Consider the following 15,336-nt stretch of genomic DNA (forward strand, 5'->3'; position numbering starts at 1 on the left):
GTAGCACTAAACAGCCATATATTGGCGAACTAAATCTTCGCTGAGTTTATCAATTTGTCCCGTAGCAGCGATCGCACCATTATTCATCATCACAAACTGCTGGGAAGCACGGCAAGCAAAAGCAATATTTTGCTCGACTAAAACGATCGTCAGTTCAAATTCCTGATTGAGTTGGATAATTACCCGTTCGATTTGTTCGACAATATTAGGTTGAATGCCTTCAGTCGGTTCGTCAAGCAAGAGCAAATCGGGTTTAGAGGCTAAAGCACGAGCAATTGCTAACTGTTGCTGCTGTCCTCCTGACAGCAATCCCGCACGACGACTGAGATTTTCTTTCAGGTAGGGAAATAACTCTAAAGCTAATTCCGGCAGTTTCTTCTTGCCGTCCTGTCGCGCATAGCACCCCATCAAAATATTTTCTTTGACGGTAAATTGACTGATGATTTCTCGTCCTTGAGGCACGTAACCAATTCCAACTTTAGCTCGATTGTGAGTTGGCAAATCGATTAGTTGTCGTACTCCCAAAGCAATGCTACCGCAAACGCGATCGGTCAATCCCATAATTGTTTTTAGCAACATAGTCTTACCCATGCCATTACGCCCTACAACCGATGTCAGGCTGCCTTTTGCAACAGCAAACGAGATATCGTGCAAAATCTGACTATCGCCGTAAAAAGAATCTACGTGTTTCAGCTCAAGCATGAGATATTCCCCCATTACCCAAATAAGCTGCTAATACATCTGGATTGTTTTCAATTTCGCTAATTGTGCCTTCTGCCAGCTTCTTACCCTGATGCATTACGGTAATGATGTGGCAAATATCTCGAACAAAGGTCATGTCATGTTCTACAACCAAAATTGCGTGTTGCCCTCGTAAGGAATTGACGATCTCAGCCGTCTTGCGCGTTTCCTGTACGGTCATGCCAGCCGTTGGCTCATCCAGCAGCACTAATTTAGGATTCTGCGCCAATACCATGCCAATTTCTAACCATTGCGTTTGACCGTGAGAGAGCAACCGTGCAGGTTGTTGGCTCAGTTCTGTCAGTCCAACCAAGTCCAAAATTTCAGAAATTCGCTCGTGTTCTTTTCGTTGCAAGCATCGATATACGTTCAAAAACAACGATGGGTTGAAGCAAAAAGCAACTTGCATATTTTCTGCCACCGTTAAATCTTTGAATACGCTAGGAATTTGAAATTTTCGCCCAATGCCAGCGCGGGCAATTTTATCAGATTCCCAGTTAGTAATATTCAGACCTTTGAATAGGATTTTACCTTTACTGGCTTTGATCTTGCCCGAAATCAAATCCATCGTGGTTGTTTTACCCGCGCCATTCGCACCAATCAGTACCCGTACTTCTCCAGGGTTGACACAGAGATTGAGTTCATCAACAACCTTCAAGCCATCAAATGAAACTTCCAGATTTTGAATTTCTAACAGGTAAGAATTTGGCGATTGTTGTGTCGATAGCGATTGAGAAATAACTGTTCGTGCCATTGGTTTAGTCCTGACGCGATCTATTTGCGTTGCTTAGCTGGAGGAAGTGAAAGGTTTAAGGGTTTTCTCTGCGATATGGCAGCCGCTTCTGCCATAGAGGGAGGCGATCGCCTAAATAATTTTGCTCCTAAGCTTGCTAACCCCTTTGGCAGAAACACGACAACTACCACAAAGAGAATCCCTAGTAATAGTTGCCAAATATAGATCAGGCTTTCACTCTCGCTCAGCGCGTTCTGGATGGCGTTGATGGCGATCGCTCCCAGTGCAGATCCAATTAATGAGTCGCGTCCGCCTACCGCCGTCCATACTACAATTGCAATACTGAGCGTCACGTCCATAATTGTGGGAGAAGCATACTGCGAGTTGATGACGAACAGAACGCCCGCCAGTCCTGCTACCATTGCCGAAACGCTCAACGCAAAAATTTTGTAGGCAGCGATGTCATAGCCAAAGTAGGTTACGCGCTGTTCGTTTGCTTGAATTGCCTTAAAAATTAACCCTACTCTAGTTTGAGTTAACCAATGAACGCCGAGCAAGATCGCAGCGCAGGTAATTGCAATTAGATAATAGGTAGGTAAACCATAAGGATCGAATTCAAATCCAGCAACATTAAACGTTGCTAAATTATTTAATCCGTTAAAACCATTGGTAATTGGCTGTAGATCGATAACGACGAGATTGAGAATGACGACTACTGACAGCGTAATAATCGAGATAAATACTCCTGAAACGCTGCCATAGAAGACAAACCAGCCGACGAGTGCCGCGAAAATTGCAGGCACGAGCAACGCTGCCGCTAAACCAAACCACTGACTTTGAAAAGGAACCCATAGCCACGGGAGTTTAAGTGCTTCTCCAGGCGGCGTGTTCCAAACAATGAAATCAGGTAAGGGAAATGGCGTTCCTTGCGTTAAACTATCGGGACTCAACAGCTTCAGCGCCATTGCCATGCAATAAGCTCCTAGTCCGAAGAATGCCCCATGCCCCAAGCTCAAAATTCCGGCATATCCCCAGCACAAAGACATTGATAGCGCCAAAATGCTAAAAACCAAGTAAAGACCGAGGCGATTGATCCAGAATGGATCGACAACAAAAAGTGGCGGGATCGAGATGGCAATGATGAAAAGGGTGTAGGGCGACAGCATCACTCGTTTGAGTTTTGTAACGTTCATTTTGCCTCACTGCCAGAAAGAAGGATAAAAAACAAACGAACAATAACTAGGTTATTATCGTCAATTAGCGGGATTGAGGCGCGAACAGTCCCTTTGGAAAGCAGCGAATAACAGCGATCGCCAATCCTAGCATGACGACTTGCGCCAACACGTCATTACTCATCCAAGCCACAACAGAATTAACCCCACCTAATAGGGCTGAACTCGCTACCGTTCCCATCAGCGAACTCACTCCACCAACAACAACTACAATGAATGAGTTCACCACGTAACTTGCTCCCATTGTCGGAGAGATCGCATTGAATCCGCTCACCATCACGCCTGCTATGCCTGCCAACCCTGCCCCAAAAGCAAATGTCCAAGACCGCACGCGGTTGACATTTATACCGTTACAAGCAGAAATTTGAGGATTTTGCTTTACTGCTCGCAATCGAGTTCCAAAATCAGTCCGGTACAAGATCGTCAATACCATCAGCAACAACGCTAGTGTTATCAAGAACACCATTAGTCGGTAAGATTGGATGCTGACTCCACCAAGACGATATTCTCCCGTCAAAAAACTTGGTACGGACACGTTCTGCAACTTTGGACCGAAGGTCAGACGAATAATTTGTTGAAGAATAATGCCAATTCCCCAAGTTGCTAACAATGTATCGAGCAATCGCCCGTATAATCGGCGCACAATAGCGCGTTCGATCAGCAGCCCTAGCAGTCCTGCGATCGCAAAAGCTAGCGGTAAACAAAGCAGAAACGGCAGTTGTAAAAATCGTTCTGAAAACACAGTCACATATGCGCCTAGCATGACTAGTTCGCCATGCGCCATGTTGATTACACCTACATTGCCGTAAATTACCATTAACCCCAGCGCAACTAGCAACAACACCGAACCAATGCTCAGACCTGATAAAACACTACTTAGCATACGTACCTCACGACTGTTCTTGCGGCTTGAATTTAGTCGTGTCTAAACCCTTTGCCGTGCAATAGAGATTGCTGGTTGTTTCTCCATAGGCAATATATGGCAATGGTTTGATTGGCTCAGCGCCTTCATCTACAATTTTGTACTGACCATCCGACTGACACTGACCGATTCGAGGCGTTAGCCATGCATTACCGTTGTCTGGATCGATTTTGACTAGTCCACCTGGAGCCTGGTACTCCAAGCCCAGCGAAGCCATCCGGAGTTTCTCTGGCTCAAGCGATCCTGCCTTTTCTGCTGCCTGCTTAAAAATATGTACTTGCCAGTAAGAACACTCCATCGCGTGATGAGTGACAGCGCGATCGCCAAATTTCTGCTTGACTTTAGCAACCCATTCTTTATTGACAGGCGTGTTTACCGACTGAAAGTAGGGAAATGATGAATAGTGTCCGCTAACAAAGTCAGTGCCGATCGCTTGCGTTTCCACTTCACTTGTCACTGTCGAGCAAATCGGAAGATCTTCCGGTTTGAGACCCTGGTTCTTGAACTCTCGATAGAACGCTACTGTTGACGCGCCAACCACGTTTGAGAAAATGGCATCTGGTTTTAACTGCCGGACCTTGCTAACTAACGACCCCCATTCGGTATGATTGAGTGGCAAATATTCATCGGCGACAAACTCGCCGCCGTTTTGCTTCAGCACGATTTTGGCAATCTTTGCCATTTCGCGCGGAAACACGTAATTCGACCCGACTAAAAAGAATCGTTTGGCATTGAGATTCTTCATGATCCAGGGAAGAAAATTACTCACTTGCTGATTTGGAACGGCTCCAGTGTAAACGGCATGAGACGGACACTCGTTTCCCTGAGCGTAAGTTGGATAGTAAAGCAGTCCTCGCTGCTGCGTGAAGATCGGTAACACCGCTTTGACGCTTGCACCCGTGTAGCAGCCAAAAACCGTTGCTACTTTGTCAGAAATCAGCAACTTGCGAGCTTTTTCCGCAAAAATACGCGGATCGGACGCACCATCTTCGATTACTGGAATCAACTGTTTCCCCAGCACGCCACCAGCTTGATTGATCTCATCGATCGCCATTAGCGTTGCGTCATGCATCGATTTCTCAACAATTTCTAAGCCACCTGTCAGTGAGAATAGAATACCCACGTCGATCTTATCGCCAGCTGCGCTCGATATACTGCGGGCGCATCCAGTCATCCCTGTCAGAGTAGCTGAAGCCATCGTGGTTTGGATAAATGTTCGTCGCTTCATTGCCTCCCCTTGGCAAAATTCAAAACGGGTTATTGGTATCGGTCGGATTCATTCCGATTAGTAAACTTCCATGTACTCGTTGGTTTCCCAATCGCTGACGTGGCGAGCGAAGCGATCAAGTTCAAATCGTTTGACTGCGGTGAATACTCGGACAAACTCTTCACCCAGTATTTGCTTCATCTCTGAATCAGCTGCCAGACTATCCAAAGCCTCTCCCAAACTCTGCGGTAGCCAGGGAAACTCAGGATTCTCTTCTCCAGGGCAATCGCTCGCTGAACGCAGAGACAACTGTTTTTTAACGCCCAACAATCCAGCCGCTAGTACGCCTGCTGCAGTAAGATAAGGATTGCTCAGACCAGATGCCGCTCTCACTTCAAAGTGCGTTCGGTCGTCGTGCGTTGCTTTAACTCGCACCATCGACGAGCGATCCTCAATGCCCCAACTTACCTTGGAAGGTGCAAACGTATGCGGTTTCAAGCGGCGATAGCAATTTGGCGTGGGTCCAATCGTCGGCATCAATCCCCGTGCATGAGTCAAAATTCCCTCAATAAATGACTTTGCCGTGGATGACAAACCAAGTTCGTCGCGAGTATCTAGAAACACGTTTTCACCTGTCTCTTTATTCCAAAGACTAATGTGGAAATGGCAGCAGCTGCCAGATTTATCAGGATAGGGTTTGGTCATGAACGTAGCGAGATAGCCCATCCGATGAGCGGTTTCTTTCACTGCTGTTTTGAAGTTGAACGCTTTGTCTGCTGCTTCAATGCCGCTCGCCGGACCGTAGTTGATTTCAAATTGAGATGGTGCGTGTTCGCAGTTGTAGGTAATGATATCTAGATTTGATTCTTCTAAATACTGCACCATCTTTTCAATATCTGAGTTGTATTGGCTACGGAGGTGATTGAAGATTTGGCAGCCACCAAATAGGGGCTGTCGGGTCTCGCCATCAAGCAAATAAAACTCGAACTCGTGTCCCATCATCACATCAAAGCCCATCGTTGCTGCCAGTTCTAGCACTTTCTTGAGGACATAGCGTGGGGCGATCGCTATCATTTCGCCCGAATATTCCACCGGATCGCAAATCACTTTTGCTGTCTTTTCTAACCAAGGTACGGGCGTTAACGTGCTGAAATCGGGCAAGATTAGGTGATCTTTGAATTTGCGCTCGGCATGGTAACCCGACCCTGGAACCACCAATGAAGAAGTATCGAGCGCCAACGTACCACCGTAGAAGTTAAGTCCCTGACGGGCATATCCTTCTACTTTGTTAATTGGAATGACTTTGAGGCGAGAGATACCGTGTAGGTCGGGCATCTCAAAGCGGACATACCGAATATCATTTCGTTCGAGTTCTTGCATGAACTCGGATACTGAGTCAGTCGCAGCGTTAGAGTTCCCTTGTAGGTTGTTAAATGTGTTGTTAGAAATACTATCAGATACAACCATTTTGAAACCGCCAATTGTAATAGAACAGTCGAATAAAACCAGTTTCAGCTGCTCGCACTGAATTGAAAAAAGTTTACTGCACCCAAAACGCAGCAATTAAACTTGGATATTTAATAGTTCTCGTGCAGCTTTCTAGTTATCCTATTCTGCAACTGGCATAGTGAAAAGTACCAATCTATCTCAAATTTAAGGTGCCAATTCTCACTGCTCGAATCAGTAGCATTTAATACTAAAATTATTCTTTATGAAGCAGATAGCAAAGCATCGGTGGCAGAGAAATAACTCGGATCTTGTGAATTTGGGCTAGACAAATTTTCCACAATCTCTTTTAAAATTGGGATCGTTTGTTCGATCGCATCAGCAATCGCTTTTGTATCAAATGCGGCATACCCTAAGACAAGTCCTGCCTGTCGAGAAGGTTCGAGTCGATAAGCAGACAGAGGCGGAGCTATAATTCCCTGTAGAGCTAACTGCCCAGAGACAGCGCGATCGTCCACTCCTTCTGGTAACCAACCGATCAAGTGCATTCCAGTTTGGCAAGGTGGAACTTTCAGCCACCGCTTCAAAGGTTGAGCCGCGCCAACAAGCGCAGCCTGCCGTTGGGCATACAAGACTCGCATCCGTCGCAGGTGACGATTGAAGTGTCCCTCTGTAATAAAGTCAGTTAAAACTGCTTGCTCGAAGAGAGGAGAGTGGCGATCGCAAACAGCTCGTGCGGCGGCAAAGACATCTACTAACTCTGGCGGCACTACCAAGTAACCAAGTCGCAAGGCGGGAAACAGCACTTTACTGAATGTCCCCATGTAAATCGCGCGTCCGCTATCATCCAATCCTTGTAGTGCTGCCAAGGGCTGACTTTGATATCGATATTCGCTGTCATAGTCATCTTCAATAATCCAGCTTCCAGACTGTCGCGCCCACCGCAGCAGTTCCAATCGCCGAGCAAGACTCATGGTGTAGCCGAGCGGGAACTGATGGGAAGGGGTGATGTACGCTAATTTGGCATCAGGGCATTTCAGTTTTCCTACTTCAAGGTTCAACCCTTGTTCGTCAATCGGAATCGGAACAAGATCGATCCCTGCACTCAGAAACACATTTCTAGCCCCGATGTAACCTGGATCTTCCATCCAAGCGGCATCTCCTGGATCGAGCAACACCCGCGCTGTGATATCTAGCGCCTGCTGCGAACCTGAGACGATAATCACTTGTTCCGCTTTACACCGCATTGCTCTTGAGAGTCGCAAATACTCGGCAATGCATTCGCGCAAGGGGCGATAGCCGCACGGATCGCCATAACTGAGCAGATCGGGCTGGGCATAGCGCCAGTGCTGCGCCATTAACTTAGACCAAATCTCCACTGGAAACCTATCTAAGGCAGGCACTCCAGGACGAAAAGCGCGAACTGGATCGTGTCGATAGCGAAAGATCGTCTCTCGCAGCGCCAACATCTTCATACCTCGTTGAGACAGATTGCAGGGAAGCTGAGTCGAGTCGGGTTGGGCAAAACTCGGACTGCTAGCAGTGGCATTGTCTATCTGAGCGACATACGTTCCCGCACCCACTTTCCCTGTGATATATCCTTCAGCAAATAATTGCTCGAAGGCAGAAGCTACTGTATTGCGAGACACGCCCAAACTCGCCGCAAAGTCGCGAGTAGAAGGAAGCCGAATCCCAGCCTCCAGTTGCCCGCTTAAAATAGCACTACGAATACTTTCATAAAGCTGGAGGTAAAGCGGCATTGAAGATGCTCGGTCGAGATCGATTCCAGCTAACATCGTTATCTGCCTAGTCATAGGTGCGTGCCTTTTACAAGCTAATCGTATTCCAAGATGCCAGGAAATGGCTCTCTCAAATGTATCTAAAATGGCACTTTCTTTAGAGCCAAATTGCTCGTAACATAGATATTAGTGTTGAGTAGAAAGATTCAGAGTTGGAGAATTTCAAATAATCTAGTCGTGCTTGTGGAAACTTTAAGTATCGAACCGTTATGAATCTATTGGCGATTCAAAATCATCGTCTGGCACCGCTTGGCGTTCTGGAAGAATGCCTTTCCAATCGCAACGTACAGATGGAAACGATCGTGCCGACTGAAGGCGATCTCCTGCCTAAACGCAGCCATTCTTTTGGCGGTTTGCTGATTTTAGGTGGCATAATGAACGCTGAGGATGACGATCGCTATCCTTATTTGCCGCAAGTCGTCGAGCTAGTGCGTTCGTTTAGCGCCGAGCGCAAGCCAATTTTAGGCGTGTGTTTGGGAGCGCAATTGATTGCTAGAGCTTTCGGTAAGAGAGTTTATCCACATGAGGCAATCGAACTTGGGTTTGCGCCACTTTACCCCGTTGGCGCTGCGATCGCTGACGATCCGCTACTAAAGAATTATTCTGACTCGATTCATCTGATGCAGTGGCACTTTGACACCTTCGATCTACCAGACAATGCAACGCTCTTGATGACTGGAAAGGCTTGTCGAAATCAGATTTATCGAATTCATCACAACATCTATGGTTTCCAATGCCATCTAGAGGTGAATGAGGCGATTTTACAAAGCTGGCTAGCTGAGGGTAAAGAATACTTACAGCAAAATCATCCTGATTTTCCAGAGCAGTTAGCATCACAAGTAGAGATGTATCTGGCTCGTTCAAAAGCTTTCTGTCGAGAGATATGCCATGCTTGGTTAGATCTTGTAGAAGTCCAAACCCATGCAAACGTTTAGTGGCAACACGACAATCGATAATGGATTTTGCAATTCCTCTCAATCCGGATGCCCCATTGCCAATGTATCGGCAGATTTATGAGGGGCTACGACACAAGATTTTAGCCGGAAAATTAGCCCCTGGTCAGCGCGTTCCTTCGACTCGAAGCCTATCTGAGTATTTAAAAGTCTCGCGCAATACAGTGGCTCAAAGTTATGCCCAACTCTTAAGCGAAGGCTATTTTCAAGCCATTGTTGGCTCTGGAACGTTTGTTTGTCGGCAAATTCCCGCAGATTTGTCTGAAGCGACTCTACCTCAACCAACTCAATTGCCTCACCAACACAACCGCTCGCTATCGACCTACGGCGAGAGTTTAGTTGACTTCAATCCATTCGTCCCACCCGATCCGAGCGCAGCGATTAGCTTTCGTTACGGTCGCCCCGCACTCGATGAATTCCCGCAAGCAATCTGGCGACAGCTACTATCTCGTCATTGTCGCTCCCAGCGAGACGCGCTCGATTACAATCCCGATTTGCTGGGACATCGACCGCTGCGGCAGGCGATCGCTGACTACTTAGAGCGATCGCGTCAAGTTTGTTGCCATCCTGACTGTATTGCGATCGTCAGTGGTTCGCAACAGGCGATCGACCTTACCGCGCGGATTTTTATTAACCGAGGGGATACGGTCGCGATCGAGAATCCTGGTTATTTAGGAGCAAAGCAGGCATTTGCAGCTCAAGGAGCGTCTCTCTGCCCCATTTCAGTTGATGAATTGGGAATCGTCGTTGAAGAACTACCGAAATTTGCTTTGTCCCCAACTAAGCTGATCTACGTGACACCGTCGCATCAATTCCCCACAGGGGCAGTCATGTCGTTGTCTAGACGACTGGAATTACTCACATGGGCGCAGGCAAGGGGAGCGTTGATTATTGAAGACGACTACGATAGCGAGTATCGCTATGGAGAGCGCCCAATTCCCGCCTTGAAAGAGTTGGACAGAAACGATGCTGTACTTTATATGGGTACGTTCTCAAAAGTCTTATTTCCTGCTTTACGAATTGGGTATTTAGTTCTGCCGCCAGATTTAGTGGACGTATTTTGTCATGCCAAATGGTTAGCCGATCGCCAATCTCCTCTACTGGAGCAGTACGTTTTGACAGACTTCATCGCCGAAGGGCATTTAGAACGTCATATTCGGCGAATGCGAAATCTTTACGATCGCCGTCGTCAAGCACTGGTGCAAGCTTTATCAAAATATTTCGCTCGACAGGCTAGCATTATGGGTGAAAATGCCGGAATGCATGTCATGATGCAACTTAATTTACTTTTGAGCGATGAAGAAATTCTCGCTCGCGCCGTGCAGGTGGGTGTTGGAATCACGAATGCTAGCCCATACTACCTAAAGAATAGTTGTAGGGGACAATTTATTTTAGGATATACCGAACTTAATGAATCCCAAATAGAAGAGGGCATTTATCGGTTGTCAAAAGTGTTAAAAGTTTAAAAGCGAGCGTGAAAGTTGAAATGGTTTTGGCTCTCAATTCATCCTATATTTGTATGTGCTTGGAGCAGGAAAATGGCTCTTATATAAGTAATATGCTTTGCAAGATATGTGAAATAAAATTGTATCTTTGATCGCGAAGGGTTTGAGATCTCAGTTCAAATCGATTTTGACAATCGTAACAGGATTATTAGAGGATTATTAGTACCAAACCTCAATACTCTCTAAATCGTAGAATTCTTGCTGCTTTAGCCCAAATCCTCCTAACAACAATGCCATCCACGTCTTGACTAATCGCGATCCAGATTCTGACTGCTTTTGGGCTGGATAACGTACCTTTTGTACCAATTCAAGCAGCGGTAAGCAATGTGTTTGTCTGCTAGCGAAATACTCAGCGATTGCCCTAGCCCAAGCAGAGATATCTTCCGCATGTGCTACATGGGTTGAGTCTTCTTCATCTGTGCGCTTGGCTGCCATTTCATCTAACACTTCCAGCATGGCTGCTTTATCTACCTCCCCTACAATCGATTGAGAATTTGAGTGGGAGGAACGCGGGTAGTAGGGCGGTGGCTCTAGCAATGCATCGAGATCTAATGTCATTGTTTGACGCAGCATTGGAGCCAGCATATCTTCGTTTAAAACTGGTTCGTCATCGCACTCATGGGTTGCTTCCCAATCATCCAGCAGGGATTGGGCGCGCTCCGCATAGATTTGAGCTATCTTCAAAATTACTTCGGCTACTGTCGCCAATTGTAATTGCTGTGGTAGAGGTGCAATCGCCACTTCCAAATCCTGCCACAGTTGGTTCATGTTAGCAGCAAGTGGAGCAGCGGCAGCTGCTGACAAGTTATTCCATAAGTCAAGTTCGAGTTGGATCGCTTGCATTTGTCGATTGGGTCTATTCGGACAATTTTGCTAGTTGTGCTTGGACGAACGATCTCAGTTGCCGATTGGCATTCGCTTCTCCTCGATCGCGGCATTGTGCTAAAAATTGATAAAACGTTTCCTTCTCTAACCAGTTGAATGTAGGGCTAGCGGAAACTTCTTGGTATTCTCCCGTAGCGAGCTGGTAAATCCTGAGAACTGCGCCATCGTAGCGCCAAAATTCCGGTATCCCTAACTGAGCGTAGAGCGCATTCTTATCTATATCAGTGTGAGTAATGTCCACTTCCACGACTAAATCCGGCGGTGGATCGCGGTTGAGGTCGATCGTTCTGCCTCTAACCAGCATTTCGTTTTGGATGTAGTAGCATTTATCTGGTTCGGCTCCCTTTTTCAAATCTTCGCGCTTGAGCGTTGTCGATGCCAAACTTTTAATATTCCACCCGCTTTCTTCCACTAGAGTGCGAATAAAAACGCCAATTAAGTCGCTCTTGTTTTCATGTTCTTCTAGTGGAACCATGAATTCTAATACTCCGAGATCGTAAGTCAGCCGCGCTGCCCGATGCTCGCCAAATGCTTCTAGCAACTTTTCGTAAGTATCCCAACTGACATCGGATAAAGTTAACCGCTGTTCTGGAGGCAATGCCACCCTAGCTAGAGTATTATCCGCTTTGGAAGTGCTAAGAGCGCGATGGTCGCTTCGCGAACCGCCCGAGGCATCGCCATTGGAATGATCGCTCATAGTTGCACCACTAAATTTGCAAAGGGCAGGGTCGAATCGGACACTTTTGGACGGGGACTTCTTTAATTATGTCCTCAAACCGCACAACTCCAAATTGTTGTGTGAGTAGTTGTAAGATTTCCTGAAGATATTCGCTGACTCGATCGCCGCGCATCCCCATGCAGTGAACGGGTTTGACAGAAGCAATCAGATGACTGCCTTGCCAGATTTCGGCTGCAACCGCGTGGACTGGCGAGTTTTTGTGCTGACGATACAGTACCAAAACAGCAGCGATCGCGCTTTGAGGGACTGGCGGTTCGATCTCGACTGGAACTGATAGCTCTGTACTTACCGAAATTCCTATCCTCTTCGTTCGGCGACGGGAGCGGTTGTTGTCATCGCGGTGACGGTAGTGAGAGCGCCGACGATGGCAAATTCGAGGATTCCAACAGCGATCGCCATTTTCGCCGTGAAGCTCCTTGGCATCTTCGACAGATAGGGTGGCACACTGCCGACAAATTTTACTGATGTGACGACCCATGACGGATACAGGGTAGGAATCTCTCCTCAGTCTAGCATGGTAGCTAATTTAGTGTAAGTATAGTGTAAGCCAGATATTAGTGACATATCTGGCTTAACAGGAACTATAATTTAGGTAGCATTGGGGAAATTACCATGTCTGCCCTTACGCTCAAGTTGTCACCCGTAGTTCACATGAATGACGATGATTTCTACAATCTCTGTCAGGTCAATCCAAATTTAAAGTTAGAGCGCACTGCTACTGGAGAATTAGTTGTCATGCCACCAACTGGAGGTGAGGGAGGTAAAGGTGAAGCAGATTTGATTGTCGATCTAGGCATATGGAATCGACAAACTCAATTGGGAGTTGTCTTCAGTTCTTCTACTGGATTTAAATTACCCAACGGTGCAGACCGTTCCCCTGACGCAGCTTGGGTAGAATTATCGCGGTGGGAGGCGCTGACTCCAGAGCAACGAAGAAAATTTCCCCCACTTGCACCCGATTTTGTCATTGAACTGCGCTCGGCTACGGATGAATTAGAACCACTGCAAGCCAAGATGCAGGAATATATGGAGAATGGGGTACAGCTTGGATGGTTAATTAATCCGCAACAAAGAATTGTAGAGATTTATCGTCAAGGTCAGCCAAAACAAATCCTTAATTCTCCTAGTAGCTTATCTGGAGAAGAGGTACTACCTGGTTTTGTGTTGGATTTAAGCCGAATTTTTGAGTCACCCCAATGAATAAACCATTACCGATTCTGGAGTTTCATAGCATTGAAGGCGATGCCGAAGGCGGAACGCTAAGTCGCGACCATCGCAACGCAACTCCAAAGGCAACCCAACCCCCTTGCGACTTGCGCTGGCTGCGCGTGGAGGAATTTTTCCGTGCTAGAACGATTGCGCCGAATACGAAAAAAGCATACGAGCGGGAGCTGAGGCGCTTCGTAAACTGGACGGATAAGGCATGGAACGACATCAATGGTCGTGATATTGCATCCTATAAGTGCTACTTAGAAACTTTACGATCCGACAATGGGAAGCAGCAGCGATCGCCAGCTACAGTTGCAGCTGCGATGACCGCACTCAAAAGCTTCTTCAAGTGGATGGTTGCCAGCTACTACATCGATGAAAATCCTACAGTTGCCGTGACGATCCCGCCCCAGAAAAAGCCACAACCACAGCATTTGTCAGATTCCGAAGTCGAAGCTCTGTATGAAGCGTTGGAATATCGAGGCGAAATGCAATTGCGCGACCGGGCAATCCTCGCCGTGCTGGAACATGGGTTGAGGGCAGAAGAAGTTTCACAGTTAAACGTGTCTGACTATGACGGCGAGCGGGTGTTTATCCGACAAGCCAAGCACGATAGTACTGGTTGGGTTCCCCTAGCTCCAGAATCATCGCTGGCTGTAGACAGCTACTTGGAAGCAAGGCGACAACAGAAGAGTACTATGGAGTCAGACGAGCCACTATTCCTCTCCCATTCCCCAAAGCCAAAGCTGAAGGCACGACGCTTGGGATACGATGGCATTTATAAAATGATACGGGATTTAGGACGCATTGCTTGTGGAATGCTAATTCAGGATTGGTTTGGGCGGCATGAATTACCTAGCTTTTTAGATGAAACTCAAACCCAACAAATGCAAGCATTTTTAGCTTACAGCAATCCATCTAATTTTCCCCCATTCGCATTGGCGCACCTACCACCCCGATTGAAAACAAAAGCCCAACGATTGCTGGTAGTTCATCCACATCAGTTGCGCCATACCTTTGCCACTCGCTTAGTGCTGATGGGTATAGACAGTTATCTAGCACGGAAGCTGACGCGGCACGAATCGGAAAGCGCTTTCCGGCGCTACAGCGAGTACGGTCGTGGGGTGGCGGCTGAGGCGGCTTATCGAAAAGCGATCGCTCGCAATAATCAGAGTTAGACTTACACGCTTATCAGTGAGACCCAAGTGTATCTGGAGTGTGAAATGGTTTTATATCCTAGACCATTGCGATCCCATCCTTGAAAACTGAAGCAACACAAGGGCAAGAGCGAATTTACTGGTGAATTTGGTGTAGTCTAAAACTTTTACTATATGAGAATTCTAGAATTCTAGGATCGAAATGATTTGAGATCTCGATCCAAATCGATTTCGACAGGCAAAGTCTAAAAATGTAATTGTGGTTGTGTAGGTGTTAAGTAAGCAGGTATAAGTACCTCGATAACCAAGACACAACACTGGCTATGGCAATGCAATTTTCTCACCGTTCGATTTCACTGGCTGAATCCCTTTTTTGTTCGTGGATTTGATACTTTCCCTGATTACCAGTCCAGTACCTAAAGAGAATCTCAGATAATTTATTTTTTTAACTTCCATAGAGATTGATCGTGCTTGAAAACTGGAGCTATATCCCCGTTGTGTGCTTTTTTTAGAGTATCTTGTAATTTTTCAGAAGCATTGAGGAAAAATACATCGCTAAAAGTGTCGGAAATTTGTTGAATATCTGCGCCAGGAAATAATTGAAATTTAGTTTGTGGTTCTAGAAGGTAACTTATAGATAATACATTTCCCCAACCCCCATCTTGACCACATTCCGAACAAATAATTAAGGGGTTTGGAGATTGGTTAATAATATTCGCCATAGGAATATTGGTAGTGATATGGAAGTAGTGGTGAAGCTCAAATCCTGTCTAACTCTGCATTGTAGCCATGAATGAAGTACCAAATC

At 46.5% G+C, this 15,336-nt stretch carries 15 protein-coding genes; 4 read left to right on the forward strand and 11 right to left on the reverse strand.

Annotated elements, in window-relative coordinates:
• Window positions 1-6 precede the first annotated feature (6 nt).
• From urtE to pdxR (DSM107010_RS26190), 7 genes are all read right to left on the reverse strand, one after another.
• Window positions 7-702 carry an urea ABC transporter ATP-binding subunit UrtE gene (urtE, locus tag DSM107010_RS26160; RefSeq protein ID WP_127024262.1) on the reverse strand — a complete coding sequence of 232 codons (696 nt, stop codon included), beginning with the start codon at window positions 700-702 and terminating at the stop codon, window positions 7-9.
• Complete coding sequence (gene urtD / locus DSM107010_RS26165) at window positions 695-1,495, reverse strand: urea ABC transporter ATP-binding protein UrtD (protein ID WP_127024265.1); 801 nt, start codon at window positions 1,493-1,495, stop codon at window positions 695-697. Before urtD ends, urtE begins: the two co-directional genes overlap by 8 nt.
• Before the next feature lie 20 nt (window positions 1,496-1,515).
• Window positions 1,516-2,667 (reverse strand): urea ABC transporter permease subunit UrtC, encoded by a 1,152-nt coding sequence (gene urtC, locus DSM107010_RS26170; protein WP_106170393.1) that lies wholly within the window; start codon window positions 2,665-2,667, stop codon window positions 1,516-1,518.
• A 64-nt stretch (window positions 2,668-2,731) separates the two neighbouring features.
• Window positions 2,732-3,589 (reverse strand): urea ABC transporter permease subunit UrtB, encoded by an 858-nt coding sequence (urtB, locus tag DSM107010_RS26175; protein WP_106170395.1) that lies wholly within the window; start codon window positions 3,587-3,589, stop codon window positions 2,732-2,734.
• A gap of 7 nt (window positions 3,590-3,596) precedes the next feature.
• A complete protein-coding gene (locus DSM107010_RS26180; RefSeq protein ID WP_199755755.1) occupies window positions 3,597-4,826 on the reverse strand; it encodes a transporter substrate-binding domain-containing protein in 1,230 nt (409 codons plus the stop codon).
• An 87-nt stretch (window positions 4,827-4,913) separates the two neighbouring features.
• Window positions 4,914-6,302 carry a glutamine synthetase family protein gene (locus DSM107010_RS26185; RefSeq protein WP_127024268.1) on the reverse strand — a complete coding sequence of 463 codons (1,389 nt, stop codon included), beginning with the start codon at window positions 6,300-6,302 and terminating at the stop codon, window positions 4,914-4,916.
• A gap of 242 nt (window positions 6,303-6,544) precedes the next feature.
• Window positions 6,545-8,095: a MocR-like pyridoxine biosynthesis transcription factor PdxR gene (pdxR, locus tag DSM107010_RS26190; RefSeq protein ID WP_199755756.1), complete on the reverse strand. Its 1,551-nt coding sequence runs from the start codon at window positions 8,093-8,095 to the stop codon at window positions 6,545-6,547.
• Between the two features lie 194 nt (window positions 8,096-8,289).
• Here pdxR (DSM107010_RS26190) and DSM107010_RS26195 point away from each other — a divergent pair, with 194 nt between their 5' ends.
• Together DSM107010_RS26195 and pdxR (DSM107010_RS26200) are read left to right on the forward strand one after the other, a co-directional pair.
• Window positions 8,290-9,015: a type 1 glutamine amidotransferase gene (locus DSM107010_RS26195; RefSeq protein WP_127024271.1), complete on the forward strand. Its 726-nt coding sequence runs from the start codon at window positions 8,290-8,292 to the stop codon at window positions 9,013-9,015.
• A 20-nt stretch (window positions 9,016-9,035) separates the two neighbouring features.
• Window positions 9,036-10,499 carry a MocR-like pyridoxine biosynthesis transcription factor PdxR gene (gene pdxR, locus DSM107010_RS26200; protein ID WP_106170919.1) on the forward strand — a complete coding sequence of 488 codons (1,464 nt, stop codon included), beginning with the start codon at window positions 9,036-9,038 and terminating at the stop codon, window positions 10,497-10,499.
• A 198-nt stretch (window positions 10,500-10,697) separates the two neighbouring features.
• On the opposite strand, the gene DSM107010_RS26205 is transcribed toward pdxR (DSM107010_RS26200), so the two are convergent.
• Genes DSM107010_RS26205 through DSM107010_RS26215 form a run of 3 tightly spaced genes read right to left on the reverse strand, consistent with a single transcriptional unit; the run spans window position 10,698 to window position 12,640 of the window.
• A complete protein-coding gene (locus DSM107010_RS26205) occupies window positions 10,698-11,381 on the reverse strand; it encodes a hypothetical protein (RefSeq protein WP_106170921.1) in 684 nt (227 codons plus the stop codon).
• 13 nt (window positions 11,382-11,394) lie between these two features.
• Complete coding sequence (locus DSM107010_RS26210) at window positions 11,395-12,120, reverse strand: Uma2 family endonuclease (RefSeq protein WP_127024274.1); 726 nt, start codon at window positions 12,118-12,120, stop codon at window positions 11,395-11,397.
• A gap of 10 nt (window positions 12,121-12,130) precedes the next feature.
• Complete coding sequence (locus DSM107010_RS26215) at window positions 12,131-12,640, reverse strand: hypothetical protein (protein WP_106170989.1); 510 nt, start codon at window positions 12,638-12,640, stop codon at window positions 12,131-12,133.
• 134 nt (window positions 12,641-12,774) lie between these two features.
• Here DSM107010_RS26215 and DSM107010_RS26220 point away from each other — a divergent pair, with 134 nt between their 5' ends.
• Window positions 12,775-13,362 carry a Uma2 family endonuclease gene (locus DSM107010_RS26220; protein ID WP_106170992.1) on the forward strand — a complete coding sequence of 196 codons (588 nt, stop codon included), beginning with the start codon at window positions 12,775-12,777 and terminating at the stop codon, window positions 13,360-13,362.
• A complete protein-coding gene (locus tag DSM107010_RS26225) occupies window positions 13,359-14,549 on the forward strand; it encodes a tyrosine-type recombinase/integrase (RefSeq protein ID WP_106170995.1) in 1,191 nt (396 codons plus the stop codon). The genes DSM107010_RS26220 and DSM107010_RS26225 overlap by 4 nt, the downstream gene beginning before the upstream one ends.
• A gap of 416 nt (window positions 14,550-14,965) precedes the next feature.
• Here the strand turns inward: DSM107010_RS26225 and DSM107010_RS26230 are convergent, their stop codons facing one another.
• Window positions 14,966-15,250, reverse strand: coding sequence for a hypothetical protein (locus DSM107010_RS26230; RefSeq protein WP_106170997.1), 285 nt, complete (start codon window positions 15,248-15,250; stop codon window positions 14,966-14,968).
• Window positions 15,251-15,336 lie beyond the last annotated feature (86 nt).

Source organism: Chroococcidiopsis cubana SAG 39.79 (assembly GCF_003991895.1).
GTDB classification, from domain to species: Bacteria; Cyanobacteriota; Cyanobacteriia; order Cyanobacteriales; family Chroococcidiopsidaceae; genus Chroococcidiopsis; species Chroococcidiopsis thermalis.